Here is a 22,297-nt window from a genome sequence, read left to right as displayed (position 1 = left end):
GCCCACCTTCCGTGAGGCGCTGCGCTCGGGCGCGGAGGTCTACCACGCGCTGAAGTCGGTGCTGAAGAAGAAGGGCCTGTCCACCGGGCTCGCGGCGGAGCGAACTGTCGACTCAGGCGTCGGCCTGGTCCTCCCGAAGGTTCTTCACCAGGTTCGGGTCGACCGGGACGCCCGGGCCCATCGTGGTGGTCAGGATGACCTTGCGGAGGTACTTGCCCTTGGCCGCGGACGGCTTGGCGCGCAGCACCTCGTCGAGCACCGCTGCGTAGTTGTCCACCAGCTGGGTCTCCGTGAAGGAGGCCTTGCCGATGATCAGGTGCAGGTTGGAGTGCTTGTCCACCCGGAAGGTGATCTTGCCGCCCTTGATGTCCTGCACCGCCTTGGTGACGTCCATGGTCACCGTGCCGGTCTTCGGGTTCGGCATGAGACCGCGCGGGCCCAGGATCCGCGCGATCCGGCCGATCTTGGCCATCTGGTCCGGCGTGGCGATCGCCGCGTCGAAGTCGAGCCAACCACCCTGGATGCGGGCGACCAGCTCATCGGTGCCCACCTCGTCCGCACCCGCGGCGGCGGCCTCTTCGGCCTTCGCGCCGCTGGCGAACACGATCACGCGGGCGGTCTTGCCGGTGCCGTGCGGCAGGTTGACCGTGCCGCGGACCATCTGGTCCGCCTTGCGGGGGTCGACGCCGAGGCGCATGGCGACCTCGACCGTGGCGTCGAACTTGACGTTGGTGGTCTCCTTGGCCAGCTTCACGGCCTCGGTGGGGGTGTAGAGCTTCGACCGGTCGATGACATCGGCGGCCTTGCGGTAGCTCTTGCTGCGCTGCATTACTGATTACTCCTGTGGTCTCTGGCGGGCCGCTCGGCGCGAGCCCTCCCACTGTCGGGTCGAAGGCCGGGGCCGACGTCAGTCGTTGACGGTGATGCCCATCGACCGGGCGGTGCCGGCGATGATCTTCTCGGCCTGGGCGATGTCGTTGGCGTTGAGGTCGGCCATCTTCTTCTCGGCGATCTCACGCAGCTGGGCGCGGCTGACCGAGCCGACCTTCTCGGACTGCGGAACACCCGAACCCTTCTGCACACCGGCGGCCTTGATCAGCAGCCGGGCAGCGGGCGGGGTCTTCAGCACGAACGTGAAGGACCGGTCCTCGAACACGCTGATCTCGGCGGGGACGATGTCGCCCCGCTGAGACTCGGTCTGCGCGTTGTAGGACTTGCAGAACTCCATGATGTTCACGCCGTGCTGGCCGAGCGCGGGGCCGACCGGCGGCGCCGGCGTGGCCTGGCCCGCCGGCAACTGAAGCGTGAACGTCTTGACGAGCTTCTTCTTCGGAGGCATGTCACTTCCTGGGGCTTGGAGCTGGGAAAATGCGGCTGTCGCCGCCCTCGGGCGCGCACGGTCAGCGCGGTGCGACAGCGGCGACATTCAAGAGTAGCGCAGGCCGCAGCCCACTCGTCCGCCGAGGTCGAGCGAGAGCGCGTACGCCGACGTCGGCGGCGGGTCGGGCCCGCCGCCGACGACCAATCAGATCTTGGCGACCTGGTTGAAGTTGAGCTCCACCGGAGTCTCACGACCGAAGATCGACACCAGCACCTTGAGCTTCTGCTGGTCGGCGTTGATCTCGCTGATCGTGGCCGGCAGCGACGCGAACGCGCCGTCGGTGACGGTGACGGAGTCGCCCACCTCGAAGTCGAGGACCTTGATCTCCGGCTTCGACTTCTTCTGCTCGGTCTCGACAGCCGGCGCCAGCCACTTCAGCACCTCGTCGAGCGAGAGCGGAGCAGGCCGGTCGGCCCTGTCGGTCGCGCCGACGAAGCCGGTCACACCCGGAGTGTTCCGGACACAGGAGTAGGACTCGGCGGTCAACTCCATCCGAACCAGGATGTAACCCGGGAAGACCTTGGCCTGGATCTGCGAACGCTTACCGTTCTTGACCTCGACCTCTTCCCGGGTCGGCACCTCGACCTGGTAGATGAAGTCCTCCATGTCGAGGCTCGTGATCCGGGTCTCGAGGTTGGTCTTGACCTTGTTCTCGTAGCCGGCGTACGAGTGCACCACGTACCAGTCACCTGGCGCGTAGCGCAGCTTCTGCCTCAGCTCCGCGACGGGGTCGTAGTCCTCGTCCGGGGCGGGCTCGGTCGTAGGGAACTCCGGCTCGCTGGCGGCCTCAACCGACTCGTCACCAGCCGCCGTCGCGACCGTGGACTGCTCGTCCACCGGTCCGGCGGTCTCGTCGTACTCAGGCACGCTCGCTCACTTCCGTCACTATGGCTGGAGGCAGCCGGTCAGTCCGAGTTGCCAAAGACAAACAACACGACCTTGGCGAAGCCGAAGTCCAGCACACCCACGATCGTCAGCATCACCGCGACGAACGCCACCACCACGGCGGTGTAGGTCAGCAACTCCTTGCGGGTCGGCCAGATGACCTTACGCAGTTCAGCTACGACCTCGCGGAAGAACCGGGCGATGCGGCCGAAGACGCCCACCCGACCCGTTTCCGACCGCGTGGTCGGCCGGCTGTCCGCCGACTCCGCCCGGGCACGGGACCGCGTGGCGGTGCCCCCCCGGGAAACCGGCTCGTCCGCGCCGGAGGCGTCGTCGTCGGCCACGTCGTCGACGATCTCGTCGTCCAGACGATCGTCGCCGTCGTCGTCGCGCCGCTTGTTGTCGGCCACTTCGCCCTCCGTCGCGGAATCTGGGGTCGCACGCCGAGTGGCGTACGCGGCGCTGGTCACGCCGGCCGGACCCAACCGTCCCGCGACGGGCCGCGGCCGGTGGATCGCCCGGAGGGCCCCGATTGCCTCGGAGCCACCCCGCCGATGCCACCACCACGGGCCGGACGCCGCCAAGCTGGCGGCGCGACCCACGGGAACGGTCAGGCCTGAGGCGCAGGGGTGACAGGACTTGAACCTGCAGCCTGCGGTTTTGGAGACCGCTGCTCTGCCAATTGAGCTACACCCCTATGTGGCAACACTCGCCCCACGCGGCCACAGACGACCGAGCAGGGGTCACTTGCCCCACGGCGGACCAGTGTACGGGTAGCCGCCCGACTTTCCCAACCGGTCTCTCCGCCACGCGTGGCGGGCTCGCTTCAGCGCGCCGTCCGGATGGTTGCCCGCGCCTGCGACAGCACCTTGTCACCCAGGCAGGTCGCGGTCACCTCGAGTCGGGTGAGGCCGTCCTCGGTCACCTCGCGGACCCGCGCGGTCACCTCGATCTCAGTCCCCTGGTCGTCGTCGGGTACCACCACCGGTCGGGTGAAACGCACGCCGTACTCGACCACCGCGTCCGGCGACCCGGCCCACTCGGTGACCGCCCGGCCGACCAACGCCATGGTGAACATGCCGTGGGCGATCACCCCGGGCAGACCCACAGTGGTGGCGACCCGGTCGCTCCAGTGGATCGGGTTGAAGTCGCCCGAGGCGCCGGCGTAGCGGACCAGGTCCGCGCGGGTCACCTGAAACGTCTGTGCTGGCAACTCCATCTCAGGCCTCCCCGCGAATGACGTACCTGGCCCAGACCGCGACCACCGGTTCCCCGCCGACGGTGCTCACGTCGGTGCGCGTGGTCAGGAAGCCGTGCCCACCCCTGGTGCTGACGTCCTCGATGGTGTTGGTGCAGACCAGCTCGTCGCCGGCGACCACCGGCCTGGTGTACGCGAACCGTTGGTCGCCGTGCACCAGGCGGCTGTAGTCGACACCCAGGGCCGGGTCCCCGATGATCTGACTGCTCGCGGCCATCGTCACGATCACCGGAAAGGTCGGCGGAGCGACCACGTCGGGGTGACCCAGCGCCCGCGCGGCCTCCGGGTCGTGGTGAGCCGGGTCGGTGGCACCGATGGCGCTGGCGAACTCGCGGATCTTTTCTCGGCCCACCTGGTAGGGGGCGGTCGGCGGATACGTCCGGCCGACGAAGGAAGGGTCCAGAGGCATGCCGCGAACCTACACGGAAAGCCCAATCGCCGACCTGATCGGTAGGCGGCGGCGGAGCCGCACCAAACCGGTCAGATCGGCGATCGGAAAGCTTCGACAACGGCCGGCCCTGAGGCCGACCAGCAGTCAGCGGGTCTCGCGGTGGACCGTGTGCCGACCGTCACGCGGGCAGAACTTCTTCAGCTCGATGCGGTCGGGGTCGTTGCGCCGGTTCTTGCGCGTGATGTAGTTGCGCTCCTTGCACTCCACACACGCCAAAGTGATCTTCGGCCGGACATCGGTAGCCTTCGCCACGGCGGAGTGCCTTCCTCGCTAACGGAAACAACTACGACGCGCCAGCCTAGACGCTGACAGCGCGGACATGCAAAGTGGGCGCCAGAAGCGCCCATTCTTACGACCACCGGCAACGAGCCCGGAAGACGAGAGTAGCGGTGGCCGGACTTGAACCGGCGACACAGCGATTATGAGCCGCTTGCTCTACCATCTGAGCTACACCGCTGCGATGGGTCCAGCTGAACCCTCGAGCCCCCTTACGGAATCGAACCGTAGACCTTCTCCTTACCATGGAGACGCTCTGCCGACTGAGCTAAGGGGGCCTGCGCGATCTCCCCGTGGGGCGCGCAGGAGTAAGAGTACACGGCCCGGGTCGACAGGTGAAATCGGATCCCCGGTGATCGTCCGCGCCCTGTTCAGGGCACGACACGCAGGCGCGGCAGCTCCCCGTTCGAGGTCGTCTCCGGCTCGACCTGGGCACCGAACCAGGCGGCCAACCGCTCGTACGGCAGCGGCCGGCTGAACAGGAAACCCTGCCCGATCTCGCAGCCGATGTCCTGGAGAAGCTCCAGGGTCAACTCGCTCTCCACCCCCTCGGCCACCACCGCCAGGCCGAACTGCTGGGAAAGCGTGACCACCGCGTTGACGATCGCCAGGTCCCCCGGGTCGGTCGCCATGCCCTGCACGAAGGAGCGGTCCACCTTCACCTCGTGCACCGGCAGCCGGCGCAGGTGCGCCAGAGACGAGTCACCAGTGCCGAAGTCGTCCACCGACAGCCGTACGCCAAGATCCCGTAGCCGTTGCAGGGTGGGGATCGGCCGGTCCGTGCCGTCCAGCACCCCCGACTCGGTGATCTCCAGGGTGAGGCGCTGCGCCGGCACCTTGTACTCGGTCAACAACTCCTGGACCCGGTCCGGGAAGTGCCTGTCGATGAGCGTCCGAGCCGAGAGGTTGACAGCGATGGGCAGCGGCTGGTCGGCCAGCGCCCAGTCCCGGCTGCGCCGAAGGCCCTCCCGGAGCACCACCTCGGTGAGCCGGCTCAACTGGCCGGTGTGCTCGGCCACCGCCACGAAGTCCTCGGGCGCGACAGTGCCGTGCGCCGGATGCTCCCAGCGGGCCAGACACTCCACACCCACCAGGCGCCGGTCCCGCAGAGTCACCTTGGGCTGGAAGTAGACCTCCAGCTCGTTCTGGTCCAGTGCTCGGCGCAGATCGCCGGCCAGACCCAACCGGCGCAGTGAACGGGACTCCAGTGCGGGATTGAACAGCTGCACGCTGCCCGGCACCGACTTGGCCGCGGTGGCGGCGAGGTCGACCCGGAGCAGCAGGGTCGCCGCGTCGCTGCCATGATCCGGGTGTACGGCCACCCCGACGGCAGTGTCCACGTCGAGGGTGAGCGCGTCGAAGACCATCTCGTCGCGGATCTGGTCGCGCAGTTGGGCGGCCAGCTCAAGCGCGGCCTCGGCGCTCTCCAACCGCAGTGTCACCAGGAACTCGTCCCCACCGGCGCGGCCAACCAGAGCCGACGACGGCGCGCTGGCCCGCAACCGGGTGGCGACCTCGGTGAGGACCTTGTCCCCGGCCGCGTGCCCCAGGGACTCGTTGACCTGGCGCAGCCCGTCGACGTCGAAGAGCAGCAGCGCCACCACCTCGCCCGGTGCCCGGATCTTGACCGACTCGTCCAGCGCTCCGGTGATCCGCCGCCGGTTGGGCAGTCGGGTCAACGTGTCGTGGTGGGCGTCGTGCCGAAGCCGGTCGACCAACCGCGAATTCTCCAGGGCCACGGCCGCATGAGCGGCGACCGTCTCGAAGACGGGGATGTCGCCCGGGGTGAAATGACCGACGTCGCTGAGGCGGTTGACCACCTCGAGCGTGCCGATCACCGCCTGACCCGAGTAGAGCGGCACCACGATGATGTCCTTCACACCGGTGGCGCGCAGCGACCCTCGCAGGCTCTCCTCGTCGCCGAGGCGAACACCCATTGCCAGACTGCGACGCTGACGGCGGGCCTCCTCGCGAACGACCACCGGCGTCGGCGACGTGTCCAACAGGCCGGCGTCGTCGACCCGCGCGGTCAGCATCACCTCCGGGTGACGCCCCTGGGCTGGCAACCACAGCGTCGCGTACTCGGCCTGCATCAACCCCCGGATCCGACCGAGGAGAACGTCAGCCAGGTTGCCGCTCTGCCCGTTGGCGGTCATCGCCTGGGTGAGTTCGTACATGTCGCCGAGCGTCCGGTGCTGCCGGAAAAACTGCTCGTACGACCGGTAGACTTTCGCGAGCGCCACCCCGAGCACGACGATCAACACGGCCGACCACCAGGTGCTGTCCACAGCGATCAGGACGATCAACCCGACTACGAGATTGACACCGTTGGCCAGCAGAGACGGCAAGCCGCTGCGCAGCACACCCAGCGCGGCATGCCGGCCGTGCATGATCGCGATCACCCCGGCCACGCCGGCGAGGGTCGACACCACGACGGTGCCGACGGACGCGAAGAGCACTCCCCACGTCCGCGGTCCGACACCCACAACCGGTGGGAGCGCCAGCAACACGAGGCCGGCCAGCGACACGGCAGCGGCGGCGTTGGCGACGTTGAAGGCCAGCTTCTCCACCCCGAAGCGGTACCGCAGGTGGGTTATCAGCGTGGAGAGGGTGTAAACCAGGACGACCATCAACGGCGGAAGAAAGACGAACGCCGGCACCAGCGGGATCTCGACGAGCCGCACCCCGAAGGACTGCCGCCCGATGACGAAGTTCAGCATCGGCAGGCCGGCGATCACCATCACGCCCAGCAGGACGGCGGCGAGCCCCCAGGACCCGGACGGGTGCGGCCGGTTCGGGGTCACCAGCCCGATCGTCATCGAGAAGACGACGGCCAGGAACATCAACGGGCCGGTGATGAACCATGCGTACTGGGCCGGGCGCCGAGGAGACCCCGAGCCACCCGACGCGGACCGGCGGCCAGCCATCCCACTCCTTACCGGTCACTGCTGCGAAGGACGCACGGCCGGAAACGAAGCTGACGACACCGTCCGATACGACAGTGGTGTCACCAGCCTCGGCTAGCGCTGCGGTGCCGTCCAGACGTAGTCAAAAGCCTGGAACTCCCCGAAACTTCCGGAAGCCCCGCCTGCCATCACAACGAAAGCCAGTGCTGCGAACACCATGCCGACCCGCCGGGCCAGCCTTTGACCAGACATCGTGTGCTCCTCATGGCAGGGGTGTCGGGAAGGCAAGATTCCACGATGGTGCCACACACGAGGCAGCCCGCAAAGCGGTCGGACGGCTGAGCGGCGCAGGCCCGTCCAGCCGGCCCGAACGCTTCAACGACGGAAGCCCTGCAAGGTCGTTGGCTGGTCCCAGGAGACGCGCAGATGATGCGTGTTCAAGTTATAGCCACAATTTGGATCTACGTCATGGAAGCCGCTTCCAGTAGCAAAGCCCGCCGCGAACGCAAAGCCGGCAGGTATGGGCGGCACCGGACCTTCCCGACCACCGAAACTCCCCAGGACGACGGGCGCCGGTTGGCCGGGTTCGCAACCGGTGACCAGTTGAACACAACAATCCTCTCGGATCCATAGGATCGGAGTCTCTCGATTATCACCGCCGGAGACGGACGGTTCGAGACTCTGTAGCCTTCGCGACCGATCGGCGAACTCCACACGGCTTCTCCCAGGTCGCGAAGTGGCCGCCGCGGTCGCGAAGTGGCCGCCGCGGTCGCGAAGTGGCCGCCGCGGTCGCGAAGTGGCCGCCGCGGTCGCGAAGTGGCCGCCGCGGTCAACTTCGTTGAAGTACGAGAGGCCGGGTAGACCGACTCGGCCAGCTCCGCGAAGCGGCCAAGACCTCAGCCGGGAACGTGGTGAAGCCGACCGGAACCGATACCGGCGGCGGGGCTCGGCCAACCGCCTGGGCCGTGGCCTCAAACCGCCCGAAACTCCCAGCACCACCGGGCGAACGAGGTGACGGCAACGGTCAGCCACCACAGCGTCCCGGTGTCGACAAGGGACTCGCGTTGGACGTCTACGGCCAGGAGGAAACAGCTCGCCGGATCGAGGCCGCTCTAGGCGAGCACCTAACCGAGTAGGCACAGCCTAGGGCTGGGTTGCGTCCACGTGCATCGCATCTCCAACAGCGACCAACTCAACCATGACGTCGCTTTCGGTGGCCTTGCGCCTTGCGAAGTCGCGCACGACGGCGAAGAGGTCGCCCGCCTTGCGGGCCATCTCAGGACCGGAAAGGATCATGATCTGCATGCGTAGGCCAGACATCTCGGTGAGTAGCTCGTTGAGTTCAGCAGACCACTCCACGTCAGCCGTCTCACCCTCAAGCTCAACCTCGTCACCGTCCGACTCGTCATGCCCAACCAGCTGGACGAGAGCGGCTTTGCGCTTACGCTCGTCAGCGACCTTGTTCCTGGCGGTGTCCGCCAAACCGAGAAACTTGGCGTAAAGCGCACGCTTTTCGTCAAGAAGAGTTTTCGTCAACGCTGCGTCAGCCTGGACCTTGGCAACATCGACTTGCGTTTGCCTGCCGGCAGCGGCGGCGCGCACTGATACGGCCACGAGGCCGACTGTCCCGACTATTGATGCTGCAACTGTCCCTGCCGGGGGCAACCACTCCCATGCCATCCGACCATGGTGCAGCCGCGCCGCTACCCAGCGTCGGCTGGCGACACGTATACGACACGGCCAGCGAGATTGAGCGGGCTGAAGCGGGACTGAGTGGGACTCACGAAAGAGGCCCCTGACAGGCTTTCACGCTGGTCAGGGCCTCTTTCGCACCTGGTGGCGGGTAGAGGATTCGAACCTCTGAAGCTTTCGCGACGGATTTACAGTTTTGCTCGTTATCAAGGCTGTCGATGTCTATACGCACAGTTCAGGGCCGGTTTTGGTTTTGGCTGGCCCGCCCAGGCTCCCCCGCGTGCCCGTTGCGTGCCCCTCCGGAATGATCTTCGGCCTTCCGTGCCCGGTCAAGGCGGCCCGCAAGCGGGCCGCGCCGGCCCGGCCCCGGCCTGCTGGCTACCTCCGGCCGGCATCGGCCGGGCCGGCCGGCCACGGTGACGGACACAAGATTTTTAAGACCTCAAGGCGCTGCCCCGAGCCCCGGCCCTCCTCAGAGATGCCGGGGCGGATCACCTCGTCGGGCACCGCAAGGGCTATCAGTCTCCCCGGACCGGGCCAAGGTCGTTCGTCCAGCAGGGCGCTCCACCTTGTCCCGGTCCGGGGAGACTGATCGGTCGGTGACTGCCCGACGAGGAGATCCGCATTCAGTGCGGCTGCTTCCAGCCCTGTCCCTCATCGTCGTAACCCAAATAAACCGAGGGTGGCCGAGTCTCGTTCCCAGCAGCGGGTGCCGGCAGCCGGGCGGCTGCAACCTTGATGCTGTCGCTCAACGCCTCCATTGCCTTCTGGAGAACGTCGGGGTTGTCTGTCCTGACAGCAGCTGTGGCCCGGAAATCCCCGCCAGCAACATGGAACTCCACGATGGGCTTGTCGATAGGAACTGGACCGGTGCCCGACTCACGCGCCCGATCTTTGCGTACCTGAAAACGGAGGACGAGCAGCTTAAGGCCATCCCAGATGGCGGAGGCCGCGAGATTCGGTCCGAGCGCCACCAGCACCGGCCAGCCCATCTCAACGATGATGCGAGCCGGAGGAAGGGCTGAGAACTGAAACAGCCGGGAGCCGGTGACCGGGAAGTCGCGATTTATGAGTTGGAGAGCCGCAACGAGATCAACGTTGGCGAAGCGTCCAGCGGCAATCGTGACGGAGACGACCGGCTGAGATGGCGTCGGCCACTCCTCTGGTCGGAGATGTTCTTGGGCGGAGTAGGACCACCCCCGAGCCAAGCCCGACCTCTCCCAGTCGTCCTCATGAACATCCACTTCCAACCAGAGCCCCAAGCCGCCCCGCTCCGTCGGTCGTAATGACACAACAAGATTCCGGGTGCGGATCGGAAGCAGGCTGTCGTGATGGCCGTTCATCGGCACCTCACCACGCACGAACTGATCATGCATGGAGCGAAGCGCTTCCTCAGCCAGCCTGACCCCGCCGTATGCCTTAAGCGGGTCGGTCGTGGCAACGAAACCGGCGACTCGCTTCCAACTCACCCAAACCCCCGAGGAGCGACGAACAGACGCCGTGCCCGTTGCGTGCCCGATGGGCTGGACAACGAAGGGCAACCAAGGTCAACAGCAGGCGGGAGACGACGAAGGCCCCTGACTTGCATTTCCGCAGGTCAAGGGCCTTGCCGTTCCCTGGTGGCGGGTAGAGGATTCGAACCTCTGAAGCTTTCGCGACGGATTTACAGTCCGCTCCCATTGGCCGCTCGGGCAACCCGCCAGGGCACCCCACCGCGTCGTAACGCGGCGGCGGAAGCAAGGATAGCGGCTCCCCCCGGCACCTACGCAACCGGGTACGGTCAGGGGGTCGTGCCGCTGGTCGGCGGCCGACGGCAGGCCCAGACCGCCGGACAGCAGGAGCAGAAACATGGCAGCGAACCCGTCGTTCGACATCGTGAGCAAGGTTGACCGTCAGGAGGTCGACAACGCCCTTCGGCAGGCGGAGAAGGAGCTTGCGACGCGGTTCGACTTCCGCGGCACCGGCGCTGAGATCTCCTGGTCTGGCGAGGAGGCGATCGGTCTTCAGGCGGAGACCGAGGAGCGCGTCCGCGCCGCACTGGACGTGTTCAAGGAGAAGCTCGTCAAGCGGAACATCTCGCTGAAGTCGCTGGATGCCGGGGAGCCGCGCCCGTCGGGCAAGATCTTCAAGATCGACTGCAAGGTGATCCAGGGCATCGAGACGGACAAGGCCAAGGCGATCAGCAAGAAGATCCGCGAAGAGGGCCCCAAGGGCGTGCAGGCACAGATCCAGGGCGACCAACTGCGCGTGACCGGCAAGAAGCGCGACGACCTGCAGGCGGTCATCTCGCTGCTCAAGGGCGAGGACTTCGGAGTCGCCCTTCAGTTCAACAACTACAGGTAGGACGGCGACCGCCGCCCAAGCCGCTGCCGACCAGCCGGGGCTCTACGACATCGAAGTCAGGCAGGCGCGGGGCCTGGCTGGGTGCGGCGAGACCGGGGACCGCTGGATGCATCGGACGCCTACTCACAGGGCTTCGTCGGTTCCCGGCGTTGCTGTCTGCTGGTGGACGGCGTTTGCCGGTGTCCTGCCCACCATCTGCGCCCCGAGCGCCTGCCGGGCGGCTTCGCCCATGGGATCGTCGCGGGTCGGCATCCCGCTGATGGTCGGTAACACCTCTTCCCGAAAGACGCCGTGCAGCCGGTGCAGTTCCCGCGCCGGATGCTCGGCGTCGTCGACTCGCACGTCCCAGAGCGGGTACGGCTGGTCCCCGATCACCACGACGGTCGCCGAACGCGCGCCGTGCCGGTCACCGCCGGCCTCCTCGCCGGCCCCGATGGCCAGGACGAGCCGCTCCGCCAGGTCGAGTTCGGCACTCTCCTCGAACACTCGGATGATTTCCGTGAGGGTCTGCGGGCCTACCAGGCGGTTGCCCTGCACGGCGTAACCCGGCCCGGTGCGGTGTCCGGCCCAGCCCTTTGTTCGGGAGCCGGTGAAGGCGTACGAGCGGCCGTGGCGATCGACCATGCCGACCTGCCGCACCTCCCGGCCCGGGTCATGGGCCAGCAGCTCGGTCAGGACCTCCTGCGGCGAGCGGCCCTCGTCGAGCAACGGCAGGCCGTGATAGGCCAGAAACGGATTGGGGGTGGCCTGGGTCGCCACCGCACCGCCGCCCGAATGGACGTGTGCGACGAGCTTGCCGACCGCAGGTCTGGCTGTCAGGGCTCCCACCCCCAGTTGGCTGGTACGCCGGCAACGTGCGGCGATCGAGAAGGTCACGCCTGGGAGGTACCCGGACCTACTCCCGGCATGCCCGGAGGCCGCCTGGTTGCCGTCGCCCGGGACCTCGGCTTGCGCGCCATCCGCTCGCCAGCATCAACTGCCCGGGCCGGCGTCGGCGCCCGGCAAGCGAACCGGGACAACCGCCAGACCGAGGAGGCGCGGCCCGGTCGAGGTCACCGTCGACGCGGTGGTCGTCGCCCTGTGCGTCGGCTCGCCCCGCTGGTCAGGCTGGTTCCGCACGGAGTCCGTGGACCACGAGTGCGTGGACAGAGCGCAGCACGGCCGCTTCCTGCTCGTGGCCCACGTCGCCGGCGACAGCGGCCCAGTGCGCGGCGCACTGGGCAGCCAGCTCCCATTGTCTGCGCGACAGCTTGACGGCGACTTCCTCGTCGTCGGTCGGCCAGTTCCCCGAGCCGGCGACACCGGGGGTCCAGTGCGCGATCTGGTCCCATCCCGCTTCGCGGATGCCTGACCCTGTCTGCACGAGCTGGTGAGGATCGCCGCTCTCCGCCGCAACGCTGACCTCGCTGTCGACCGCGCCATCCAGGTGGCGCCACTGCCGGGTGGTCATGCGCAGGCCGATGGCTCGATCCGGGTCGTCGACGTGTTCCATGTGGCTCGCCCCATCCGTACGTGGCCTCAGTAGACGACGCGGTACCAGTGCTCGGTCTCGCCGGGCAGCGACTCCAACCTCACTTTGGTGCCGCCGGGGTGGTCGAACATGCGCACCCCGTCACCGAGCAGCACCGGGGCGAAGAACATGAGGACCTCGTCGAGCAGCCCGGCCTCGATGCACTGCTTGGCGACGTTGGCGCCGAGGATGTTGACGTACCGGTCCCCGGCGGCCTCCTTGGCCTGGGCGACAGCGGTGTGCAGGTCACCGACGAACGTGACGTCCGCGGGTGGCTCGGCCGGTGGGCGGTGGGTGAGGACGAACACCGGCCCGTGGTACTGGCCGCCGAACGCGCCTTCGCTGTCGGTGCCACGGTTGGGATCGTCACCGCCGAATGTGCCGTTGCCGGCCAGGATCGCGCCGACGTTGTTGAGCAGGCGCTCCGCCGTCGGGTTTCCGCCGCCCAGGTGGTCGCTCAGCCACGACATGTCGCCGCCGGGGCCGGCGATGTAGCCGTCGAGTGACGCCGTCGCCGAATATAGAAGCTTGGCCATGAGCCCAGGGTAGGCGGGCAGAACCCGGGTTCCTGAAAATCGGGGTGTCCGCCGCGTAGGGACACCCCGATTTCCAGGAACCCGAGTGGATCAAGCGCGCACGGCCGCCGCGTGGATCAAGCGCGCACGGCCGCCTGGTGGATCAAGCTGACCGGAAGCCGCACGGCCGCCGGAAGGAAGACCGGCAGGTCAGACCGGGACGGGGTGTTCGGCGCGTACCGCTGCGGTTTCCGCGCGGGCGATGGGCCCGGCGGGTAGTGCGGCGACCGCGGCCCCGATGGCGACCGCCGCCCCGGCGAACAGGAACGCCCAGCGGACACCGCCGGCGTGGTCCACGATCACGCCGGCCAGCGAGCCGCCGGCGGCGCTCGCCGCCACCGCGACGGTGACCACCCAGGTGTACGCCTCGTTCAACATGCCGGTCGGGGCGATCCGGCCGACCAGGGTGTTCTCCAGGGTCAGCGCGGGCGCGATGGTGGCCCCGCCGGCGACCAGCGCGACACCCAGCGCGAGCGGGGTGGGCATCACCGCGAACACGGCGAAGGTGGCGGCCAGCGCGGCGAGCAACAGGGCGAACTGCCGGGTCATGTTCGGTGCTGGCTTGCGGACGCCGAACCAGAGCCCACCGAGGGCGCTGCCGACTCCCCAGACCGCGAGCAGGACGCCGGCAAGGCTCTCCGGGTCGCCGGTGGAGTGGTCGCTGGCGAACGCCGGCACGATCACACCGGCGGCCCCGAATGCGATGCCCAGGCCGGCGACGCAGATCAGCAGGGCCGGGAAGCCGGGGACCCGTAGTGGGCCGAGCCCACGGGCGTGGTGTTCCTGTGGGTGCGGACGCCAGCCGCGCATGACCCGGCCGAGGGCCACGGCGGTGGTGCCGACCAGTGTGACCACTGCCGCGCCGATCAGCGCGGCCGCCGCGTCGGCGACGAGGACGAAGCCGGCGACGAGCAGTGGGCCGAGGACGAAGACGATTTCGAACAGCGTGGTCTCGGCGGCGAGCGCTGTGTTGCGGAGGTGGTATCGGCCGGAGTTGGGGCCGGTCAGGTCGTTCCATGCGCCTCGGATGGCGGCGCTGAGCGGCGGGTAGGTGGCGCCGGCCACGCCTGCGGTCAGGTAGATGACGGGGAGCGCGTCGTCGCCGGAGCGGCTGGCCAGCAGCAGCCCGATGAGCGCCAGCGGGTGAGCCACGGCGGTGAGCAGCAGGACGGGGCTGGGGCCGATCCGGTCGGCGATCCGTCCGGCCACCGGGCTGAGCGCGGCCCCGGCGAGGGCGTAGATGCCGCCGGCGATGGCGGCCAGCGAGTAGCGCCCGGTCACCTGCTCGACGACCAGGAGCAGCGCCAGCGGGGTCATGCCGATTCCGAGCCGCCCGATGATGCCGGTGATCAGCAGCATGGGCGCGCCGGGGATCCGCCAGACACCCAGGTACTGACGCAGCGCGGTCACCGTGAACCTCCCGAGATGTAACGAGCGTGAGCCGTTATGACCCTAACGCCGCTGCCTGACAGGAGGACAGCGGAATAGTCTCCGATACAGCGATCCGCCCGTACCCGGCGCGGCCGGGTACGGGCGGAGGCGGTGGATCAGCGGTTCAGCGCTGGAACTGCACCGGCCCCGAGTCGCGGGCCATCTGCTCCAGCCGGGCGACGCGGTCCTCCATCTTCGGGTGGGTGGAGAAGAGCGCCGCCATGCCGCCGCCCCGGAACGGGTTGGCGATCATGAGGTGGGCGGTGCTGGTGAGCTGGCCCTGGGCCGGCAACGGCCGACGTCGGGCCACCGCGTCGATCTTGCGGAGCGCGCTGGCCAGGGCCAGCGGGTCGCGGCTCAACTCAGCGCCGGAGGCGTCCGCCTGGAACTCGCGGCTCCGGCTGATCGCCAACTGGATCACAGTGGCCGCGATCGGGCCCAGGATCAGGGTGAGCAGCAGCACAGCCGGGTTGGGTCGGTCCTCGTCGTCCCCGCCGCCCAGCGGGATGAAGAAGGCGAGGTTCGCCAGCAGGGTGATGATGCTGGCCAGGCCGGCCGCCACGCTGGAGATCAGGATGTCCCGGTTGTAGACGTGGGACAGTTCGTGCCCGATCACGCCGCGCAGCTCACGGTAGTCGAGGATCTCGGTGATGCCCTGGGTCACGCAGACCGCCGCGTGCTGCGGATTGCGACCGGTGGCGAACGCGTTGGGCTGCGCGGTGGGGCTGACGTAGAGCCGCGGCATCGGCTGCCGGGCGTCGGTGGCCAACTCCCGGACCATCCGGTACAGCTCGGGGAACTGCGCCTCGGTGACCGGTTGCGCCCCCATCGAGCGCAGTGCGAGCTTGTCGGAGTAGAAGTAGGTGACGCCGTTCATGACCAGAGACACGACGACGGCGATGACCAGGCCGCCGCTGCCGCCGAACCAGTAGCCCACCGCCAGGATCAGGGCGCTGAGCAGGCCAAGCAGCGCTGCGGTCTTCAGACGGTTGTGGTGCACGATGTCTCCTTCGGTGCACGGATCGCCGGGATCCGCTGACCGGTGTAACAACCCGGTACCCACCAACCATCCGTCTCAACGCTGAGAGTTGACTGAGACCGAAGCCCAGGTGGGGTCAGCGACCGGCCAGGTCGAGCACCAACTGCGGGGCGACGCCGAGCACCACGGCGGCCACCGTCGCCACCGCGAGCACCACCGCCACCACACCCACCACGGGTACGCCCGACGCTCCGCCACCGGCGAGCGCCGCGGCCGGGCCGGGCGTCGTGCTCGGCGCCCAGAGCGCGGCGGTCACCCGCAGGTAGTAGGCGAGCCCGATCACGGCGTTCAGCGCCACCACCAGCGCCAGCCAGGCCGCGCCACCGTCCAGCAGCGCCCGGACCACCGTCACCTTCGCGAACAGGCCGGCCAGCCCCGGCGGCAGACCAGCCAGACCCACCAGCGCGAGACCGAACGCCGCAGCCCGCCACGGGTGCCGCCGGGCTGCCCCGCGAAGGTCGTCCAACGTGCCGCCGTTCGCACCCGCCGGCCGCAGCGCTGTCACCCCGGCGAACGCGGCCAGTTCCAACACCACGAAGAACACGGCGTACGCCAGGGCGGCCGCGTACGCGGCGGACAGTGCCTCGTCAGTGCGCCCGGCGGCCAGCGCCAACGCTCCCAACGGCGCGAGAATGTACCCGGCCTGCGCGACTGACGACCAGGCGAGCAGCCGGACGGTCCGCCGCTGACGCAGGGCGACCAGGTTGCCGACGGTCATGGTGAGCACGGCGAGCAGAGCCAGCACCGGACCGGTCTGGTCCGCTGGCAGCGCCCGTTGCACAACGGCGAGCAGGGCGACCAGGCCGCCCAGCTTCGACGCGGTGGACAGGTACGCGGCCACCGGCAGTGGCGCGCCGTCGTAGGTGGCCGGCGCCCAGGCGTGGAACGGCACCGCCGCCACCTTGAAGGCCAGACCGACCAGCAGCACCGCCACCGCGGCTGTGGTCAACGGCAGGTCCCGCAGCTCTGGCTGCTCGGCGAGCAACGCGCCGAGCCGGTCCAGGTGCAGCCCACCGGTCACCGCGTACAGCAACGCCGCGCCGAGCAGGGTCAGCGTGGTCGCCACCACGCTGACCACGAAGAAGGTCACCGCCGCCTCGGCGCTCGCGAGGCTCCCCCGGCGCAGGCCGACCAGCACGTACAGCGGCAGGGTCAGCGTCTCCAGCGCGACGATCAGCGTGATCAGGTCGCCGGCCGCGCCGAGCACCACGCCGCCGGTCATCGAGCACGCCAACAGGAAGGCGTACTCCCCGGTCGGTGACCGTCCGGCCCGCAGCGCGGGCACCGACAGCCCGAGCACGCCCAGCGTCAGCAGCGCGACCACCACGCCGACCACTGCCGCCCGACCGCCGAAGATCCAGGAACAGTCGGCGCCCACACAGAACGTCCGCCGCTCGGCACTCATCCCGACCAGCGCGGAGCCGACGGCGGTGCCGAGCGCGCCGAGCGCGGCCACGGCGATGGTGGCCCGTGGCCGGGCCACGAGCAGGTCGGTGATGAGCACGAGCACGGCCGTGCCGGCGGCCAGGTAGGCCGGCAGCAGCGCGACGCTGTCCACGCTCTGCACGACGTTCATGGCTTGACCACCCCGATCAGGGCGTCGACGGGGACCTCGGCGACGCCGAGGACCAGCGTCGGCGCCAGCCCGATGGCCAACGCGAGCAACACCAGCGGCACCCAGGCGGTCAACTCCGCACCGGCCAGGCCGGGGCCGACCCGACCGACGGCGGGGCTCGGCCGGTTGTGGGTGACCTGGCGCAACAACCGCAGGAAGTACGCGGCGGTGAGCGCCCCACCGACCGCCGCCAGCACCCCGAGGGTGGTCCAGAGCGGACCGCCCACCTGCACGGCGGCGATCACCGCGAACGCCTCACCCCAGAAACCGGCCAGCCCGGGCAGGCCCAGCGACGCGATCGCCGCGAACGCGAGCAGACCCGCCAACCGGGGCGAGGTCTCCCGCAACCCGGACAGCTCGGCGAGGGTGCCCGTGCCGGTACGGTCCTTCACCGCCCCGGCCAGGAAGAACAGCAGGCCGGTGATCACCCCGTGCGCGACGTTGCCGATCAACGCTGCCTGGATGCCGGTGGCGGTCAGCGTGGCGACGCCCAGCAGCACGAAGCCCATGTGCCCCACGCTTGAGTACGCGATGAGCCGCTTCACCTCCGACTGGGCCAGGCAGACCAGCGATCCGATCAGGATCGCGGCGACGGCGAGCACGCCGAGCACCGGCGCCGCCCAACGGGCGCCCTCCGGCGCCACCCCCACCGCGACCCTTATCAGGCCGTACGTGCCCATCTTGAGCAGCACACCGGCCAACACGACACTGCCCACAGTGGGTGCCTGGGTGTGCGCGTCAGGCAGCCAGGAGTGCAACGGCCACAGCGGGCTCTTCACCGCGAACGCCAACGCGAGCAGTGTGAACGCTGCCAACTGGGTACCCCGGGACATCCCCGCGCCACCGGTCAACGTCACCAGGTCGGCGGTGCCGGCGGCGGCGACCACCACGTACACGCCGACCAGCAGCAACACCGAACCGAACAGCGTGTAGAGCGCGAACTTCCGGGCCGCCCGACGCCGCTCCGCGCCACCCCAGCCGGCGATGATCGCGTACATCGGCAGCAGGACGACCTCGAAGAAGAGGAAGAACAACACCAGGTCCAGGGCGAGGAAGGTGCCCAGGATGCCCACCTCCACCACCAGCAGCAGCGCGACGAGCGCCCGGCCGCTGCCGCCGTCCGGAACCCGCCACATCGTGTACGCGCAGCAGAGCAACGTGAGCAGCGCGGTCAACACCACCAACGGCCAGGAGATGCCGTCGACGCCGAGGTGGAAGCGCAACTCCAGACCGGGCACCCACTGAAGGTCCAGTTGGTGCCACGGGCGCACCGCCGGCTCGTTGCCCGACCAGACGACCCAGCCCCGACGGTCGAACACCAGCGGCACCGCGGCCAGCAGGGTCAACGCCGCCGCGACAGTGCCGACCAGCCGGGCCACCCGGTCCCGGGGCGTCGCCGCCACCGCAACCGCACCCAGCGCCGGCACCGCCAGCACCGCGACCAGCAACCCCTGCCCGACGCTCATTGGATTCCTCCGAAGATGGCGGCGGCGAGCCCGACCAGCAGCGCGCCGGCCAGTACACCGGTGGCGGCCCGAGGCAGCGCCGCACGGTGCAACGCGGCCAGCCCCGCGCCCAGACCGGACGCGGCTCGCCCGCTGCCCTCGACAGCGCCGTCCACCACCACCTCGTCACCCGTTCGCGCGGCACGGGCCAGCGCGCGGACCGGGCGTACGACAAGGGTGTGCTGGACGTCGTCGAGCCGGAACGCGCGGGCGAAGACCGGCCGCAGCGGACCCAGCGCGGCCGCCGGGTCGGCGGCCCTGTCGCGCCGCCAGCCCAGCAGCACCAGCGCGGCGCCGAACAGCAGGAACGCGAGCGGCAGCAGCACCCCCGACCCCAGGTGGACCAGGCCGTCCTCGGAGCCCGCCACCGGGACGGTGGGGAACCGCAGACGGTCGGCGAACGCCCCGACGAACCCGGCCAGACCGAGCAGCGCGGCCGGCACGGCCAGCAGCAGCACCGGCCAGCGCAGCACCGCCGGCGGGTCGTGCGGCTGGACCAGGGGCAGGCGCGGGGTGCCGAAGAAGGCCCGCAGCAGCAGCCGACCTGCGTACCAGGCGGTGAGCGCCACGCCGACCAGCCCGGCGATCCAGACGATCCAGCCGACCCAGGACGGGGCCGGGCCGGTGCCCTCCAGCGCGGCCGACTCGGCGACCGTCAGTACGCCGTCCTTGCTCCAGAACCCGGCCAACGGCGGCACCCCGGCCAGGGCGCCCAGGCCCACCACGGTGCACCAGAACGTCACAGGCATGCTGCGCCGCAGCCCGCCCATCTCCGACATCAGCGTGGTGCCGACGGCGTGGATCACCGCGCCGGCGGCGAGGAACAGCAGCGCCTTGAAAGCGGCATGGGTGAGCAGGTGGAACAGCGCCGCCGACGGTGAACCGACCGCCAGCGCGCCGGTCATGTAGCCCAACTGGGAAACCGTCGACCAGGCCAGTACGCGTTTGATGTCGTCCTGGGCGGTGGCGGCGAGCGCGCCGAGCAGCAGCGTGATCGCGCCGAGCACCCCCAGCACCGTCAGCGTCACCGGCGCGGCAGTGAACAGCGGGTAGAGCCGGGCCACCGCGTACACCCCGGCGGCGACCATCGTCGCGGCGTGGATCAGCGCGGAGATCGGGGTCGGGCCGGCCATCGCGTCCGGCAGCCAGGTGTGCAGCGGGAACTGCGCGCTCTTGCCCGCCACACCGGCGAGCAGCAGCAGGCCAGCGGCGGTCAAGGTCGCGCCGGAGTGGTCGTGGGCGAGCACGTCGGCGATCCGGAAGCTGCCCGTCGACACACCCAGCAGCGCGATGCCGAGCAGGAACCCCACGTCACCGACCCGGGTCACCAGGAACGCCTTCATGGCCGCGGCGGGGGCGCCGGCCAGTCGGCGGTCGTGGGCGATCAGCAGGTACGAGCAGAGGCCCATCACCTCCCAGCCGACCAACAACATGATCAGGTCCCCGGCGACCACCACCAGCAACATGGCACCGGTGAAGAGGCTGATCTGGGCGGCGTAGGGCGGGTAGCGGTGGTCCACGTCGACGTCGTCGTGCGGACCGCGCCGCAGGTAACCGATCGAGTAGACCTGCACGGCCAGGGCGACAGCGGTGACCGCCACCGCGACCAGTGCGGCGGCCCCGTCCAGCCGTACACCGAGGGTCACCGCCAACCCGCCGAAGTCGACCCAGGAGGCCGACGTCTCCATCGGCCCATCGACAGTGAGCAGCAGCGCGACGGCCAGCGCCAGCGCACCGGCAGCACCCGCGACGCCGAGCGTCACGGCGGCCGTCCGTGCGCGGTCGCCGCCGGTCGCGCTGTCGCGCCGAGGGGCCGGTGGCAGCAGGAGCCCGAGCAGCCCGGCGACCAGCGGTACGGCGGGCAGCAGCGCCCCGAGCAGCCCGGTCACCGGACCGCCTCCGAGTCTCCGACGGCCGGCTCGCGCCCACCAACGGGATCCGGCGACTCGGTCAACGGCACGTCATCCACTGCGACCGTCGCCCGCAGCCGGTAGAGCTGGAGGACGATCGCCAACCCCACCCCGATCTCGGCGGCGGCCAGGACGATGACGAACAGCGCGAAGACCTGCCCCGAATGCGGGAGCACGGCGCGGGCCGTGGTGTCCGCGGTGACCAGGATCAGGTTGACCGCGTTGAGCATCAACTCGACAGACATCAGCACCAGCACCGCGTTGCGGCGGCGCAGTACGCCGTACACGCCGAGGCCGAACAGCAGCGCGGCGGTGACGTACGGGATGACCGGCCTCACCGGCGACCCCCGGGCTCGCTGTCGACCAGGTCGGCCGCCCGCCCGTCGCGTTGCGGGGCGGCTCGGCCGATGTCCGGGCGGGAGAGCACGATCGCGCCCACCAGGGCGGCGAGCAGCAGCACCGAGAGCACCTCGAACGGCAGCACCCAGGATTGGAAGATCTGCTCGCCCAACCGCTCGGCGGTGCCGGCGTGCGGCAGTGTGACAGTGCTCCAGCGGTACGCGTCGACAAGCAGGGCCGTCAGCCCCAGCCCGGCGCCGCCACCGATCAGCGCGGCCGGCCAGCCGGGCCGGTCCAGGTCGTCGGAAGCGCCGATCGGGGCCCGGGTCAGCATCACCGCGAACAACAGCAGGACCACCACCGCGCCCACGTAGATCAGCACCTGCACCCAGGCCACCAGCTCGGCGCTGAGCACCAGGAAGTCACCGGCCAACGCGCCAAGGCACACCACCAGGTAGAGCCCGGCCCGGACCAGGTGCTTCGTGGTCACCACCAGCACGCCGGCACCCACCGCCACCGCGCCGAGGGCGACCAGCAGCACATCCGCGCCGGTCACCGCGGCGCCCTTCCGGCTCGGGCGATCACGACGCCGGATCCTGGTCGCCGTCGGGGCGTACCGCTGGCGGAGCGGGACGGGCGGCGGCCGCCTTGCGCGCGGCGGACGTCTCCTCCTTGGCCGGCTCACCGTTCGGGTCGTGCGCGGGCGGCGGCGGAACGGTGGCCATCCACTGACCGAGGTGGTCCTTGTCGTGCAGCAGATCCTTGATGTCGTACTCGGCGTACTCGAACTCCGGTGACCAGTAGAGCGCGTCGAACGGGCAGACCTCGATGCAGATGCCGCAGTACATGCAGAGCGAGAAGTCGATGTCGAACTTGTCGAGCACGTTGCGCTGGCGGGGGCGGGCGGCGCCGGGCACCACCACCTCCTCCTTGTGCGAGTCGATGTAGATGCACCAGTCCGGACACTCGCGGGCGCAGAGCATGCAGACAGTGCAGTTCTCCTCGGACAGCGCGATCACACCACGCGAGCGCGGCGGCAGATCAGGAGCCGTGTCCGGGTACTGCTGGGTGGTCGAACGGCTGGTCATCGTCTTGAGGGTGACCGCCAGGCCCTTCACCAGGCCCGCGCCGGGAAGGCCGCGTTCGCCGGTGGCACCGCGCTCGCTGGGGTCGCTCATGTC

General features: G+C 69.5%; 22 protein-coding genes, 4 tRNA genes and 1 pseudogene. 2 read left to right on the top strand and 25 right to left on the bottom strand.

Annotated elements, in window-relative coordinates; genetic code table 11:
• Window positions 1-91 (top strand): annotated as a pseudogene (locus AB0B98_RS20315) (hypothetical protein); the annotation flags it as partial.
• Window positions 92-112: 21 nt separating this feature from the next.
• Here AB0B98_RS20315 and rplA read toward each other — a convergent pair.
• The 14 genes from rplA to AB0B98_RS20245 form a co-directional block, all read right to left on the bottom strand.
• On the bottom strand, window positions 113-829 hold the full coding sequence (rplA, locus tag AB0B98_RS20310; protein ID WP_091402424.1) for a 50S ribosomal protein L1: 717 nt from the start codon (window positions 827-829) through the stop codon (window positions 113-115).
• Between the two features lie 78 nt (window positions 830-907).
• On the bottom strand, window positions 908-1,339 hold the full coding sequence (gene rplK, locus AB0B98_RS20305) for a 50S ribosomal protein L11 (protein ID WP_091402426.1): 432 nt from the start codon (window positions 1,337-1,339) through the stop codon (window positions 908-910).
• Window positions 1,340-1,525: 186 nt separating this feature from the next.
• Window positions 1,526-2,248: a transcription termination/antitermination protein NusG gene (nusG, locus tag AB0B98_RS20300; RefSeq protein WP_238667527.1), complete on the bottom strand. Its 723-nt coding sequence runs from the start codon at window positions 2,246-2,248 to the stop codon at window positions 1,526-1,528.
• A 38-nt stretch (window positions 2,249-2,286) separates the two neighbouring features.
• Window positions 2,287-2,676 (bottom strand): preprotein translocase subunit SecE, encoded by a 390-nt coding sequence (gene secE, locus AB0B98_RS20295; protein WP_030329860.1) that lies wholly within the window; start codon window positions 2,674-2,676, stop codon window positions 2,287-2,289.
• 214 nt (window positions 2,677-2,890) lie between these two features.
• Window positions 2,891-2,963, bottom strand: a tRNA-Trp gene (locus tag AB0B98_RS20290).
• Window positions 2,964-3,092: 129 nt separating this feature from the next.
• Window positions 3,093-3,485, bottom strand: coding sequence for a MaoC family dehydratase (locus tag AB0B98_RS20285; protein WP_357364465.1), 393 nt, complete (start codon window positions 3,483-3,485; stop codon window positions 3,093-3,095).
• Between the two features lies 1 nt (window position 3,486).
• Window positions 3,487-3,933: a MaoC family dehydratase N-terminal domain-containing protein gene (locus AB0B98_RS20280; protein ID WP_357364463.1), complete on the bottom strand. Its 447-nt coding sequence runs from the start codon at window positions 3,931-3,933 to the stop codon at window positions 3,487-3,489.
• A 126-nt stretch (window positions 3,934-4,059) separates the two neighbouring features.
• On the bottom strand, window positions 4,060-4,227 hold the full coding sequence (gene rpmG, locus AB0B98_RS20275; protein ID WP_007073056.1) for a 50S ribosomal protein L33: 168 nt from the start codon (window positions 4,225-4,227) through the stop codon (window positions 4,060-4,062).
• Window positions 4,228-4,359: 132 nt separating this feature from the next.
• A tRNA-Met gene (locus AB0B98_RS20270) sits at window positions 4,360-4,432 on the bottom strand.
• 24 nt (window positions 4,433-4,456) lie between these two features.
• Window positions 4,457-4,529, bottom strand: a tRNA-Thr gene (locus tag AB0B98_RS20265).
• A 93-nt stretch (window positions 4,530-4,622) separates the two neighbouring features.
• A complete protein-coding gene (locus AB0B98_RS20260; RefSeq protein ID WP_238667615.1) occupies window positions 4,623-7,094 on the bottom strand; it encodes an EAL domain-containing protein in 2,472 nt (823 codons plus the stop codon).
• 1,206 nt (window positions 7,095-8,300) lie between these two features.
• Entirely contained in the window at window positions 8,301-8,837 is a 537-nt protein-coding gene (locus tag AB0B98_RS20255; RefSeq protein ID WP_357364461.1) for a hypothetical protein, read from the bottom strand.
• A 638-nt stretch (window positions 8,838-9,475) separates the two neighbouring features.
• Complete coding sequence (locus AB0B98_RS20250) at window positions 9,476-10,225, bottom strand: hypothetical protein (RefSeq protein ID WP_357364459.1); 750 nt, start codon at window positions 10,223-10,225, stop codon at window positions 9,476-9,478.
• Window positions 10,226-10,466: 241 nt separating this feature from the next.
• A tRNA-Tyr gene (locus AB0B98_RS20245) sits at window positions 10,467-10,550 on the bottom strand.
• Window positions 10,551-10,697: 147 nt separating this feature from the next.
• Here AB0B98_RS20245 and AB0B98_RS20240 point away from each other — a divergent pair.
• Window positions 10,698-11,192: a YajQ family cyclic di-GMP-binding protein gene (locus AB0B98_RS20240; protein WP_091402478.1), complete on the top strand. Its 495-nt coding sequence runs from the start codon at window positions 10,698-10,700 to the stop codon at window positions 11,190-11,192.
• A 123-nt stretch (window positions 11,193-11,315) separates the two neighbouring features.
• Here AB0B98_RS20240 and AB0B98_RS20235 read toward each other — a convergent pair whose 3' ends face one another.
• From AB0B98_RS20235 to AB0B98_RS20185, 11 genes are all read right to left on the bottom strand, one after another.
• Window positions 11,316-12,068, bottom strand: coding sequence for a DUF1028 domain-containing protein (locus AB0B98_RS20235; RefSeq protein WP_357364457.1), 753 nt, complete (start codon window positions 12,066-12,068; stop codon window positions 11,316-11,318).
• 226 nt (window positions 12,069-12,294) lie between these two features.
• Window positions 12,295-12,684 carry a hypothetical protein gene (locus AB0B98_RS20230; protein ID WP_357364455.1) on the bottom strand — a complete coding sequence of 130 codons (390 nt, stop codon included), beginning with the start codon at window positions 12,682-12,684 and terminating at the stop codon, window positions 12,295-12,297.
• A gap of 26 nt (window positions 12,685-12,710) precedes the next feature.
• Window positions 12,711-13,238, bottom strand: coding sequence for a dihydrofolate reductase family protein (locus AB0B98_RS20225; RefSeq protein ID WP_357364453.1), 528 nt, complete (start codon window positions 13,236-13,238; stop codon window positions 12,711-12,713).
• Window positions 13,239-13,427: 189 nt separating this feature from the next.
• On the bottom strand, window positions 13,428-14,687 hold the full coding sequence (locus AB0B98_RS20220) for an MFS transporter (protein ID WP_357364451.1): 1,260 nt from the start codon (window positions 14,685-14,687) through the stop codon (window positions 13,428-13,430).
• A 145-nt stretch (window positions 14,688-14,832) separates the two neighbouring features.
• Window positions 14,833-15,708: a zinc metalloprotease HtpX gene (gene htpX, locus AB0B98_RS20215; RefSeq protein ID WP_357364450.1), complete on the bottom strand. Its 876-nt coding sequence runs from the start codon at window positions 15,706-15,708 to the stop codon at window positions 14,833-14,835.
• A 115-nt stretch (window positions 15,709-15,823) separates the two neighbouring features.
• Window positions 15,824-17,323 carry a proton-conducting transporter membrane subunit gene (locus AB0B98_RS20210; RefSeq protein WP_357364448.1) on the bottom strand — a complete coding sequence of 500 codons (1,500 nt, stop codon included), beginning with the start codon at window positions 17,321-17,323 and terminating at the stop codon, window positions 15,824-15,826.
• Window positions 17,320-18,828, bottom strand: coding sequence for an NADH-quinone oxidoreductase subunit M (locus AB0B98_RS20205; RefSeq protein ID WP_357364446.1), 1,509 nt, complete (start codon window positions 18,826-18,828; stop codon window positions 17,320-17,322). The genes AB0B98_RS20210 and AB0B98_RS20205 overlap by 4 nt, the downstream gene beginning before the upstream one ends.
• The gene (locus AB0B98_RS20200) at window positions 18,825-20,756 is read right to left on the bottom strand and encodes an NADH-quinone oxidoreductase subunit L (protein ID WP_357364444.1); all 1,932 of its coding nucleotides are present in this window, start codon (window positions 20,754-20,756) and stop codon (window positions 18,825-18,827) included. Before AB0B98_RS20200 ends, AB0B98_RS20205 begins: the two co-directional genes overlap by 4 nt.
• Window positions 20,753-21,115 carry an NADH-quinone oxidoreductase subunit NuoK gene (gene nuoK / locus AB0B98_RS20195; RefSeq protein ID WP_238667497.1) on the bottom strand — a complete coding sequence of 121 codons (363 nt, stop codon included), beginning with the start codon at window positions 21,113-21,115 and terminating at the stop codon, window positions 20,753-20,755. Before nuoK ends, AB0B98_RS20200 begins: the two co-directional genes overlap by 4 nt.
• Window positions 21,112-21,672 carry an NADH-quinone oxidoreductase subunit J gene (locus AB0B98_RS20190; RefSeq protein ID WP_238667496.1) on the bottom strand — a complete coding sequence of 187 codons (561 nt, stop codon included), beginning with the start codon at window positions 21,670-21,672 and terminating at the stop codon, window positions 21,112-21,114. The genes nuoK and AB0B98_RS20190 overlap by 4 nt, the downstream gene beginning before the upstream one ends.
• A gap of 25 nt (window positions 21,673-21,697) precedes the next feature.
• The gene (locus AB0B98_RS20185; protein WP_357364441.1) at window positions 21,698-22,294 is read right to left on the bottom strand and encodes an NADH-quinone oxidoreductase subunit I; all 597 of its coding nucleotides are present in this window, start codon (window positions 22,292-22,294) and stop codon (window positions 21,698-21,700) included.
• Window positions 22,295-22,297 lie beyond the last annotated feature (3 nt).

Source organism: Micromonospora sp. NPDC048947, from assembly GCF_040649495.1.
Taxonomy (GTDB): Bacteria; Actinomycetota; Actinomycetes; order Mycobacteriales; family Micromonosporaceae; genus Micromonospora; species Micromonospora alfalfae.
Note: the sequence above shows the minus strand (reverse complement) of the source record. Positions and strands in the feature narration are given on the sequence as shown.

Bases quoted from the DNA above. Each gene is read 5' to 3' on its own strand.
- rplA (WP_091402424.1), bottom strand. From the start codon at position 829: ATGCAGCGCAGCAAGAGCTACCGCAAGGCCGCCGATGTCATCGACCGG.
- rplK (WP_091402426.1), bottom strand. From the start codon at position 1,339: ATGCCTCCGAAGAAGAAGCTCGTCAAGACGTTCACGCTTCAGTTGCCG.
- AB0B98_RS20285 (WP_357364465.1), bottom strand. From the start codon at position 3,485: ATGGAGTTGCCAGCACAGACGTTTCAGGTGACCCGCGCGGACCTGGTC.
- AB0B98_RS20280 (WP_357364463.1), bottom strand. From the start codon at position 3,933: ATGCCTCTGGACCCTTCCTTCGTCGGCCGGACGTATCCGCCGACCGCC.
- AB0B98_RS20260 (WP_238667615.1), bottom strand. From the start codon at position 7,094: ATGTTCCTGGCCGTCGTCTTCTCGATGACGATCGGGCTGGTGACCCCG.
- AB0B98_RS20255 (WP_357364461.1), bottom strand. From the start codon at position 8,837: ATGGCATGGGAGTGGTTGCCCCCGGCAGGGACAGTTGCAGCATCAATA.
- AB0B98_RS20250 (WP_357364459.1), bottom strand. From the start codon at position 10,225: ATGCATGATCAGTTCGTGCGTGGTGAGGTGCCGATGAACGGCCATCAC.
- AB0B98_RS20240 (WP_091402478.1), top strand. From the start codon at position 10,698: ATGGCAGCGAACCCGTCGTTCGACATCGTGAGCAAGGTTGACCGTCAG.
- AB0B98_RS20230 (WP_357364455.1), bottom strand. From the start codon at position 12,684: ATGGAACACGTCGACGACCCGGATCGAGCCATCGGCCTGCGCATGACC.
- AB0B98_RS20225 (WP_357364453.1), bottom strand. From the start codon at position 13,238: ATGGCCAAGCTTCTATATTCGGCGACGGCGTCACTCGACGGCTACATC.
- AB0B98_RS20210 (WP_357364448.1), bottom strand. From the start codon at position 17,323: ATGAACGTCGTGCAGAGCGTGGACAGCGTCGCGCTGCTGCCGGCCTAC.
- AB0B98_RS20205 (WP_357364446.1), bottom strand. From the start codon at position 18,828: ATGAGCGTCGGGCAGGGGTTGCTGGTCGCGGTGCTGGCGGTGCCGGCG.
- AB0B98_RS20185 (WP_357364441.1), bottom strand. From the start codon at position 22,294: ATGAGCGACCCCAGCGAGCGCGGTGCCACCGGCGAACGCGGCCTTCCC.